General features: G+C 73.8%; 6 protein-coding genes and 1 pseudogene. 3 read left to right on the plus strand and 4 right to left on the minus strand.

Annotation, left to right across the window (positions count from 1 at the left end; all coding sequences use genetic code 11):
* On the minus strand, positions 1-666 hold a 666-nt coding region (locus SSOG_RS18075), incomplete at its 3' end, for a glycoside hydrolase (RefSeq protein WP_039937988.1).
* A gap of 246 nt (positions 667-912) precedes the next feature.
* Here SSOG_RS18075 and otr(A) point away from each other — a divergent pair.
* Entirely contained in the window at positions 913-2,820 is a 1,908-nt protein-coding gene (otr(A), locus tag SSOG_RS18080; protein ID WP_009715689.1) for a tetracycline resistance ribosomal protection protein Otr(A), read from the plus strand.
* A 59-nt stretch (positions 2,821-2,879) separates the two neighbouring features.
* On the opposite strand, the gene SSOG_RS18085 is transcribed toward otr(A), so the two are convergent.
* The 3 genes and pseudogenes from SSOG_RS18085 to SSOG_RS18090 form a co-directional block, all read right to left on the minus strand.
* The gene (locus tag SSOG_RS18085; RefSeq protein ID WP_245606321.1) at positions 2,880-3,638 is read right to left on the minus strand and encodes an IPT/TIG domain-containing protein; all 759 of its coding nucleotides are present in this window, start codon (positions 3,636-3,638) and stop codon (positions 2,880-2,882) included.
* A 295-nt stretch (positions 3,639-3,933) separates the two neighbouring features.
* Positions 3,934-4,374, minus strand: a pseudogene (locus tag SSOG_RS48570) (IPT/TIG domain-containing protein); the annotation flags it as partial.
* A 76-nt stretch (positions 4,375-4,450) separates the two neighbouring features.
* Positions 4,451-5,203, minus strand: coding sequence for an IPT/TIG domain-containing protein (locus SSOG_RS18090; RefSeq protein WP_009715692.1), 753 nt, complete (start codon positions 5,201-5,203; stop codon positions 4,451-4,453).
* 475 nt (positions 5,204-5,678) lie between these two features.
* Here SSOG_RS18090 and SSOG_RS18095 point away from each other — a divergent pair, with 475 nt between their 5' ends.
* Positions 5,679-7,394 (plus strand): S1 family peptidase, encoded by a 1,716-nt coding sequence (locus SSOG_RS18095; RefSeq protein WP_039937991.1) that lies wholly within the window; start codon positions 5,679-5,681, stop codon positions 7,392-7,394.
* 1,017 nt (positions 7,395-8,411) lie between these two features.
* Positions 8,412-10,496, plus strand: a complete 2,085-nt coding sequence (locus SSOG_RS18100) for a serine/threonine-protein kinase (protein ID WP_425385420.1) — start codon at positions 8,412-8,414, stop codon at positions 10,494-10,496.
* Positions 10,497-10,549: the final 53 nt, after the last annotated feature.

Below are 10,549 nucleotides of genomic sequence, written 5' to 3' on the forward strand. Positions count from 1 at the left end.
CCAGGTGGAGGAAGGTTCGTTGAACGGCTCGACGGTGGCGAAGCGGACGCCCCAGTGGTCCTGGGCGTAGCGGGCGGTGGTGGCGAGGTAGACGGCGAACTGCCGGTAGTTCCAGGACTGGAGGTTGTTGCCGCCGTCCGCGGCGCCGGACGGGTTGTGGTTGAGGCACATCCACCACATGGGCGCGTTGGAGAACAGCTCGGTGACGGCGCCACGCTGGACGGCCTTGGTGAGCGCCGCGCGCTGGGTCGCGTCGGAGGTCCAGCGCCAGGCGGCGGAGGCCGGGTCCTCACTCGACCAGTCGTGCCAGAAGCCCTCGATCTGCTTGAACCGGGGGATGTTGGGCGAGACGGCCATGGACTGGCCGTTCACGCTGGTCCAGGCGCAGCCGCCGACGTTGTAGCGGGCGATGTTCAGGCCGAGCCCGGGAAGGGTGGTCCCGGCGTACGACGTATTACGGGTGGTGAAGAAGAGGTCGGCGAAGTCGTCCCGCTGCCCGAAGAGGTTGGCCCACCAGGCGAGCGAGGTGCCCCAGCCCTCCCAGCCCCCGTGGTCGGTGCCCGGATCGACGGTGACGGCTTCGTCGGCGTGGGCCGTGCCGGTGGTCAGTGCGGTGCCGAGCAGGGTTGCGCTTGCTGCGGTGAGGAGCGTTCTTCGTCGCACCATGTGTCCCTTCTGCCGCTTGGGGCCCCCGTGGTGTGAAGCGTCGGGTGCGGAGGGGGAGTTGTCGAGAGGTATGACAGCGCTTTCTGCCAGGGGGCGGGCGGCGCGTAAATCGGTTGCCTTGGGCCCGCCGCCGCGCTCAGGATGTCCGCGACATTCCGCCGACAGCACAGGAGCATGCGATGCGCCGATTCCTCGGAACGACTCAGCGCCCCCACCGGACGACCGTCTTCGAGGACATCACCACGCATGCACCACACCATCAACATCGGCGTACTCGCCCATGTCGACGCCGGTAAGACCAGCCTCACCGAGCGGCTGCTGTTCGACGCGGGCGTCATCGACCGCCTCGGCAGCGTCGACGCCGGGGACACCCAGACCGATACGGGCGCCATCGAGCGGGAGCGCGGCATCACCGTGCGGTCGGCCGTCGCCTCCTTCCGCGCGGGCAACACCCAGGTCAATCTGATCGATACCCCCGGCCACTCCGACTTCATCGCCGAGGTCGAGCGGGCGCTCGGCGTGCTGGACGGGGCCGTGCTCGTGCTGTCCGCGGTCGAGGGCGCCCAGGCGGCAGCTCGGGTGCTGATGAAGGCGCTGAGGCGGTTGCGGCTGCCGGTGCTGCTCTTCGTCAACAAGATCGACCGGGCCGGTGCCCGGCACGCGGAGCTGCTGACGGACATCCGGCGGCTGCTGGCGCCGCACATCGTGCCCATGACGGACGTACGGGACCTGGGCACCCGGGCCGCGCGCACCCGGCCGCGGTCCCTGGACGACGTCGGCGTACGCACAGAGGTCGCCGAGGTGCTGGCCGAGACCGACGACGCGCTCCTCGCCCGGCTCGTGGACGGCCCGCTCCCCTCCCCCGCCGAGGTGCGCGCGGCGCTGGCCGCGGGGACGGCGGAGGGTCGGGTGCACCCGGTGTACTTCGGTTCGGCGCTGAGCGGGGAGGGCGTCGCGGCCCTCGTCGAGGGCGTCGTACGGTACGTCCCGCCCAGCCGGGCCGGGGACGGCGGTACCGAACCCCGGGGAACCGTCTTCGCGGTCGAGCGGGCGGCGGGCTCCGCCACGAAGACCGCGTATCTGCGGCTGTTCTCAGGCGAACTGACCGTACGGCAGCACCTCACCCTGCACCGGCCCGGCGACCGGCACGGCGCCGGGCACAGCGGGCAGATCACCGCGCTGGAGGTGGTGGGCCGGGCCAGGGCGCGGACGCTGGCCGCCGGGGAGATCGCGCGGATCAAGGGGCTGCCCGAGGTCCGCGTCGGCGACCGGCTCGGGGAGTTCCACGACGACGAACAACGCCACTTCGCCGCGCCCACCCTCCACACCCTCGTCCACGCCCGCGAACCCGGCCCCGCGGCCGCCGCCCGGCTGCACACCGCGCTGCTCGCCCTCGCCGACCAGGATCCGCTGATCACCGCCCGGGCGATGCCCGGCGGCGCCACGTCGGTGCTGCTGTACGGCGAGGTCCAGAAGCAGATCATCGCGGCGACGCTCGCCCAGGACTACGGCATCGAGGCCGACTTCGAGCCGAGCCGCCCGGTCCTGGTGGAGCGCCCCGCGGGGGTCGGGGAGGCGTGCCACGAGATGGCCCGGCGCGGCCATACCGGGCCGTGGGCGACGGTCGGGCTGCGCGTCGAGCCCGCCGCGACCGGGTCCGGGGTCGGTTTCGGCTACGAGACCGAACTGGGCGCCCTGCCGCGGGCGTTCCACACCGCCATCGAGCAGACCGTGCACGACACGCTGCGTCAGGGCCCGCGCGGGCGCGCGGTCACGGACTGCCGGGTCACTCTGATCCGTTCGGGCTTCAACGCCCCGGTCAGCACCGCGGCCGACTTCCGGGGCGTCACCCCGGGGGTGCTGTGGCAGGCGCTGGAGCGGGCGGGGTGGCGGGTGTACGAGCCGTATCACGCCTTCGAGCTGGAGATTCCGTCCGATGTGCTCGCACCCGTCACCGCCCGGCTCGCCGCGGTCGGGGCGGACCTGGCGGAGAGCGCGGGCGGTGGGGCGGGGTGGCTGCTCACGGGGGAGATCCCGGTGCGGTCGGTGCACGCGTTCGAGCACGCGCTGCCGGGGCTGTCGCGGGGCGAGGGGGTGTGGCTGTCCCGCCCGTCCGGCGACCGGCCGCTCCCCGGCAGCGCCACCGTCCGCTAGATGTCGGGCCCGGAGACGCGGGTGTAGGACACGGTGTTGCTAAAAACCGCCTTCCGTCGTCACGGTAACGTTGCCGCCCCGGCCGACCCAGCCGGGGCGGTCGCCGTCACCCAGGTGTCCGACACGACCGTGAACGCGGCGAGCGTGGAGCCGAAATGGACCGCGCTCGTCGTGGTCAGGCCGGTGCCGAACAGGGTGACCGTGTTGCCGCCGCCCAGCGGGCCCTGGCCGGGGACCGCGCTGGTGAGGACGGGAACGGCGGCATAGGTGTAGGGGACGCCGTTGCTGGTGCCGCCCGGCGTGATCACCGTGACCTGCACCGTTCCGGCGCTTCCCGGCGGCGCCACCGCGTTGATCTGGATGGCGGAGACGACCGTGAAGGACGTGGCGTCGACGGTGCCGAACTTGACGGCCGTCGCGCCGAGCAGGTTCGTCCCCGTGAGAGTGACGGCCGTGCCGCCGGAGGCCGGGCCCTGGCTGGGGCTGACGGCGCTGAGGGTGGGGAGGCCGACGTAGAAGTACGTGATGCCGTTGCTCGTACCGCCGGGACCGGTCACCGTCACCTGCACCGGACCGGCACTCCCGGGCGGCGCCACCGCGGTGATCTGCGTGGCCGACCCCACGGTGAATGACACCGCGGGCGTCGGGCCGAACTGCACGGCCGTGGCCCCGGTGAACCCGCTGCCGGTCAGCGTCACCGTATTGCCGCCGCTCACCGGGCCCTGACTCGGCGAGACCGCGCTGAGCACCGGGCCCGCCGCGTAGGTGTAGGTGACGCCGTTGCTCGTACCGCCCGGACCGGTCACCGTGACCTGCACCGGGACCGGCACTCCCGGGCGGCGCCACTGCCGTGATCTGCGTCGACGACACCACCGTGAACGACGACGCGTTCACAGAACCCGAAGCGGAACCGCCGTCACGCCGCTTGAAACCGCTGCCCGTCAGCGTCCACCGAGATGCACCAGCGGCCGGGACCCTGGTTCGGCGAGAACACGGCTCAGCACCGGACTGGCCACATAACGTATAGGTGGACACCATTGCTTCCTTTCTACCCGCCGGACCCGTCACCGTGACCTGCACCGGACCAGCACTCCCGGGCGGCGCCACCGCCGTGATCTGCGACGGCGACACCACCGTGAACGACGACGCGTTCACAGAACCGAAGCGCACCGCCGTGGCCCCGCCGAGACCGCTGCCGGTCAGCGTCACGGTGGTGCCCCCGGCGGTCGGGCCCTGCACGGGCGAGACGCCGCTCAGCACGGGGGCGGAGGCGGAGGCGTAGCTGAAGGTGACGCCGTTGCTCGTGCCGCCCGGACCGGTCACCGTGATCAGGACGGTGCCGGAGCCCGCCGGGGAGGTGGCGGTGATCTGGTTGGCGGACACGACGGTGAAGGCCGGGGCGAGGGTGGTGCCGAACCGGACCGCCGTCGCCTGGTTGAAGTTGCTCCCCATGATGGTCACGACGGTCCCGCCCCCGGGTGCTCCGGAGGCGGGACTGACGGAACTGATCACCGGAGGGGACGCCGCCGTGACCGCGGGCGCGGCGGTTGCCATGGAACCTGTCTCCGGGCCTGCGGCCTGAGGGGTGCTCAAGGTGCTGCTCCTTCCGGCGGAACGTCCCAGGGGGTGATCAGATACCGGGCGACGCGAGGTACTGGAACTGGGTCGCAGCGGTCGCGCTGCCCGCCGGGTTGGTGACGGTGACGTCGGCGGGGCCGGGCTGTCCGTCCGCCGTGGGCGGCGAGACCGCGGACACGGTGGTGGCGTTGACGACGCTGAACGGCGCCGCGATGCCACCGAAGGTGACGGACTGCGTGGTGTCCAGGTTGGTGCCGTTGATGGTCACCGCGGTGCCGCCGGAGGCCGGGCCGGAGGTGGGGGTGAAGGTGGTGACGGTGGGCGCGTCCACATAGGTGTAGGACAGGCCGTTGTTGCTGCCGCCCGCGGTGGTGACGGTGACTCCGACGGACCCGGCCGCGGCGCCCGCGGGCACGGCGACGGTGATCACGCTGTCGGAGACGATGGTCGGCGTGGCGCTGTTGGCGCCGAAGGCCACGGCCGTGGCGGTCGACAGACCGGTGCCGGTGATGGTGATCGTGTTGCCGCCCGCGAGCGGCCCGGACGAGGCGCTCAGGCCGGACTTGAAGGGGGCGCCGACGTAGAAGAACGTCAGCGGGTTGCTGGTGCCGCCCGGCGTGGTCACGGTCACGGGGACCGCACCCGTGCCGGACGGCGAGATCACCGTGACCGAGGTGGGCGTGTTGGCGGTGATGGTGGCGTTCTTGCTGCCGAACTTCACGGCCGAGGCGTTGGCAAGGTTCGTACCGGTGATGGTGACTGTGGTGCCGCCGCCGGTCGACCCCTGGTCAGGAGAGATGGGCATGGCGATTTCTCCCTGCTGAAGACTGAGCGGGCCCGGAATCCCAAGGCGGCTCAGCGGACGGAAAGGGAAGGGATGGGAGGGACGGGCCGGGCGGGACGGACCCGCTCGCGCTCGCAGGAGAATGCGATGTGCGCCGGCCGGGTCGTTGGGGACGCCCGCCCGGCCCCCTCGCTCGGCACGCCTGGCGCCCGGGACCGGCGAGGGTGCGGGGCCTGGTTCGTCGGGAATCCCGACGGAGGCCGTACCGCACGTTTTCAGTAATCCATCGGAATGAGTCCGTCCACAAGAAGTGTGACGCCGCATCACTCGAATGGCGGGGCGTGCGACCGCCACGGGTCCCCGCGGCCCCTGCGCCCGGCCCTCGGGGACCGCGCGGGGGCGCGCGGCCCGGCCTTTCGCCGGGCACTCACCCTTTCCCGTGACCCATCGGACGAAGGGGTCACTTCCGCCCCTGGCGGGCGTATCCTCTTGCCGCATGGGGGCGGACATCGGCATTCCCGTCAATGAGTCCACCGCCGGGGGGTTTTGGCGGGTACGCATCCGCGGCATGACCGGGGAGATCCTGGGCGCCGGAATCCTTCTGGGCGGCGACACCGTGCTGACGTGCGCCCATGTCATCCCGGACGACGGGCGCCCGGTCCCCGCGTCACAGGTCCTCGTCGACCTGGTGCAGGTGCCCGACGCCGCCCCCGTGACCGCGCGCGTCGCCGCGGGTTGCTGGGTTCCCCGGCGCGCCGACGGATGCGGTGACATCGCGCTGCTGACCCTGGACCGGCCGCAGCCCGCCGAGCACGCCGCACCCCTGTACCGGCTGTCGCCCGAGCCGCTGGGGCAGGTCCGGAACCTGGGCTTCCCGCGTCACAACGACGACGGCACCTGGTTCTACGCGAAGATCGCCGGGACCGTCGGCCCGCGCGCGGAGTGGCTGGAGCTGATCCCGGACTCCCCCGGGGACGTGGTGCGCCGCGGATGCAGCGGCGCCGGAGTGGAGGACGTGAAGACCGGCCATGTCATCGGGATGATCGTCAACCGCTACGACGACGCCGCCGACATCCCCGCCGACGAGCGCCGCCTGCGGTCGAACATGATCCACATCGAAACGATCCTGCGTCACCTCCCGCTCGTCCACCGCTTCGTGGGCGGCGACCGGGTCGTCGACGCCCGGCTCGTCTCCCGGCTGACCGGCGGCGACCGTAATGTCCTGGACATCCCGTTCGCGCAGCGGCTCGCCCTGTGGCTGCGCCGCGAGTCCCTGGCCGGGCGGCGCGCGGGCGTCGCGGACGTGGAGACCGTCGTCATCGCGCACGACGACAGCGGCCGCTACGAGGCGCTCAGCCGCGCCGTGACCCTCGCCGACCGCGAGCTGTCCGGCGGCGGTGACGACGAGGCGGTGTCCGCCGCGCCGCACGGCACCGTGCCGCCGCTGGGCAGCGTCGACCTGGCCATCGACGTCACCGGCCGCACCGAAACCGAGGTGGCCCGCCGGGTCGCCGACCGGATGGACCTGCGCTCGCCCGGCGACACCTCCCCGCTCAGCCGGATCCGGGCCAACGCCGTCCCGCTGACCGTCGTGGCCGTCGGGCTCGACCGGGCGAGCGAACCGGAGGCGCTGCTGCACTTCATGAAGCTCCTCGCCGACCAGGGCGCCCGGCTGATGCTGGTCTTCCGCGATCCGCACGCGGCCGGACTGCGGCTGGCCGAGCGGCTGTTCCGCCCCGACCCGGAGCGGATCGACGCCTGGCTGGACGAACTGGCCGACCGGGTCGCGGAGGCCACCGGCCTGGAACAGGAGGCCACCGCGGCCGGGGCGCGCGCCGCGTCCGACCCGGCCGAGGCCCCGGCGCTGCGCATCAACCTGACCCGGCTGCGCGGCGACCCCGAACTGCGCACCCACCACATCGTCGCCAAGCTGGCCGCGTTCGAGCACGCGGTCCGGGCCGTACGGGAGCGGGCCGAGACCGCGCTGCGCACGGCCGACGCCCAGCGCGACGAGGTCAAGGAGCTGAAGGGCCTGCTGAACGCGTACGCCGCGCTGCTCGGGGCGAAGGCCGCCTCGGAGCGCCGGGAGCTGTTCCCGCTCCAGCGCGCCGCCCACCGCGAACTGACCGCGGTCCCCTGCGACGTGGCGGCGGCGCGCCGCGCCGTCGACCGCTTCGTCCGAGCCGTGCACCTGCCCCCGGAGGCACCATGACGCCACCGAGCGCGGACTCCCCCGGCGGCGGCCGGATCAACCCCCGAGGCTTCTGCCCGGAGTGCGCCCGCAGACATGCCCCGGGCACGGGACTCGGCCCGGCCACCGGCGCACGGCCCGGCACACGCCCAGCCCGCTCCGCCGACCGCTTCGTCCGGGCCGTGCACCTGCCCCTGGAAGGGGGCGCGTCATGACGCCACCGACCGCGGCATGCACCCGCACGGACTGCCCCGGCGAAGGCACCGCCCGGATCAACCCCCGAAGCTTCCGCACCGAATGCGGCCGCAGCCCCATCGCCCAGGGCCCGAGCACACCCCCGGGCCACGCTGACGACCCAGACCCAGCCGCGCCCGGCACTCCCGCCGAACCCGCCACGGGCGCACGACCCGGCACAGGCCCAAACCGCGCCGTCGACCGCATCGTCCGGGCCGTGCACGCGGCGCCGGGCGCCTCGCCGGAAGGGGAGACGCCATGACGCCACCGAGCACGACGTGCACCCGCCCGGATTGCCCCGGCGACGGCACCGGCCGGATCAACCCCCGCGGCTTCTGCACGGAGTGCGGCCGCAGACCCCGACCGACTGCCCCGGGCCGGGCCCCGGGCGGCGCCCCGGTCCCGGCCCAGAGCCCGGGTCCAGCCGCACCCGGCACGAGCCCACAGCCCGGCAGAGGCCCGGACCCGGGCCCCGGCACCGCCACGGGCGCAGGAACCCACACCGGCGCGCAGCCCGACGGGCACGCAGCCCCGGCCCCCGCCACCGGCACCGGCGCAGGGCCCGGCGCGGGCCCCGGCACCGCCACCGGACCCAACGCAGGCTCCGGCGCGGCCACCGGCATGCCACCGGTTCGTGGCCCCGGCTCCGGCACAGACCCCGGCTCCGGCCCCAGCCCCGCCAAAGCCAACGCCAACGGCACTCGCACCGGCAGTCTGGGGTCCGGGGCCACCACCGCCACCGATCGGGCGCGGCGTCGGGACGCGGCGCGGAAGTTCAGCCTCGGGGCTGCCGGGGACGGGTTGTTGGATCTGCCGCGGGTCGAGCTGCCCTCCCTCACCGACCTCGTGCTCGACGATCCGCGGCCACCGTCCCGCGGCCAGATCTGTGGTCGGCCCGGGTGCGAGGAGACCGTGGGCGCGCCCTACAACGGGGAGCCCGCGCTGTCGGCGGGGTTCTGTCCCCGCTGCCGCCATCCGTTCGACTTCACCCCGCGGCTGCGCCCCGGGGATCTGCTGGGCGACCAGTACAAGGTGATCGGCTGTGTCGCGTACGGCGGACTCGGCTGGGTCTATCTCGCCGAGGACACCCAGCTCGACCGGCAACCCGTCGCCATCAAGGGCCTGATCAACAACGAGGACGAGGCGGCGCTGCGGGCGGCGGTCGAGGAGCGCCGCTATCTGACGATGCTCGACCACCCCGAAATCGTCCGCATCATCAACTACGTCACCCAGCCCGAAGAACCCACCGGCGGCACCGGCAGCGACCGGCTCACCGGCTACATCGTGATGGAGTTCGTCGGCGGCATGACGCTCGCCCAGATACGGGACTGCATCGCGGACGCCATGCCGCCGTACGACGGGCCCCGGCTGTACGAGCACATCCTGGCGTACGGCTGCCTGGTGCTGCGCGCGGTCGGCTATCTGCACGCGGAGCGGCTGCTGTACTGCGACCTCAAGCCGAGCAACGTGATGCACTACGAGAGCCGGGTCAAGGTGATCGACCTGGGCGCGGTCCGGCGGCTGGGGCGCCACGGCGGCGATCCGCCCGTCATCACCGAGGGGTTCGCCTCCCCCGAGTCGCTGCGGGGCGGCCCGCTCACCGAGCGCCATGACCTGTACGGCGTCGGCACGACCCTGCGGTCGCTGTCCGACAAGGCCGGGCGGCCCGAGCAGGCGCCGCCGGGGCTGGGCGCCGAGTCGTACCGGCGGGTGCTGGCCCGCGCCACGGCGCACGATCCGCGGCGGCGGTTCGGGTCGGCGGGCGAGATGTCCGAGCAGCTGTGGGGCGTGCTGCGGGAGATCCACGCGCTGCGGCTGCGGGAGGAACAGCCCGCGCCGTCCACGCTGTTCGCCCCGACCGCCGCCCTGCTGGACGCGGGGCTCGGCCGGATCCCGGGGCTCGAACACTGGCTGGACGGCGATCCGCGCCGGGCCCTCGCGCACGGGCTGCCGTCCCCGGAGCAGGTGCCGCCGGGCCTGCCGGTGCCGTTCCCGGACGCGGCGGACCCGGGCGCGGCCCTACTCAACACCCCGACCGACAGCGGCTCGCGGCGGCTGATCGAGCAGCTGGGCGCGTTCCCGTACCCCTCGGCCGAGATCCGCTTCCGTACCTGCCGCGCCTATCTGGACCTGGGGATGCGGGACCGCGCGGCCGCCGAGCTGACGGCCGCCGAGGAGATCATCGGCAGTGGCGCCCCGTACGACTGGCGGCCCGCCTGGCACCGCGCCCTGCTGCGGCTCGCGGGCGCCGCGGTGGCCGAGGCGCGGCGCGCGTTCGACGAGGTGTACAGTGCGCTGCCCGGCGAGTACGCGCCCAAGCTGGCGCTGGGCTACTGCGCCGAGCACCTGGGCGACCACGACGCCGCCAAGCGGTTCTACGAGGCGGTGTGGGAGCGCAACCGCTCCCAGGGCAGCGCCGCCTTCGGCCTGGCCCGGCTGCGGCTGGCCGCCGGGGACCGGGGCGGGGCGGCCGCCGTCCTCGACGGGGTGCCGAAGGTGTCGCGCCACTACGACGCCGCCCGCATCGCGACCGTACGGGTCCTCGCGGGGCGGCTCGGCGAGGAGGACCGGCCCACCGGCGAGGACCTGGTGGAGGTGCTGACCCGGCTGCCGCGGCTGTACCTGGACGACGGGCGCGCCCAGGGCCAGGCCCGGGACCGGCTCACCGCGGAGGTGCTGGAGGCCGCGCTGGACGGGACGCTGCGCCGGGGAGCGGCGGGCGAACCGGCCGATCCCGGGCTGCTGTTCGGCGAGGGGGACGACGAGCTGTCGGTGCGGTCGCGGCTCGAAGCGGTGCTGCGCCGGCTGGCCCGGCAGGCGGACAGCCCGGAGGCACTGGGGGCGCTCGTGGACCGCGCCAACGCCATCCGGCCCATGACGGGCGTCTGACACAGGGGGACAGGGGAAACGCATGAGCCAGGACAACCAGGACAGCCAGGACA

It is taken from the genome of Streptomyces himastatinicus ATCC 53653 (assembly GCF_000158915.1).
Classification (GTDB): domain Bacteria; phylum Actinomycetota; class Actinomycetes; order Streptomycetales; family Streptomycetaceae; genus Streptomyces; species Streptomyces himastatinicus.

What these genes read in the sequence shown, in the direction of transcription:
- SSOG_RS18090 (WP_009715692.1), bottom strand. Translation starts at nt 5,203, where the DNA reads ATGCCCATCTCTCCTGACCAGGGGTCGACCGGCGGCGGCACCACAGTC.
- SSOG_RS18095 (WP_039937991.1), top strand. Translation starts at nt 5,679, where the DNA reads ATGGGGGCGGACATCGGCATTCCCGTCAATGAGTCCACCGCCGGGGGG.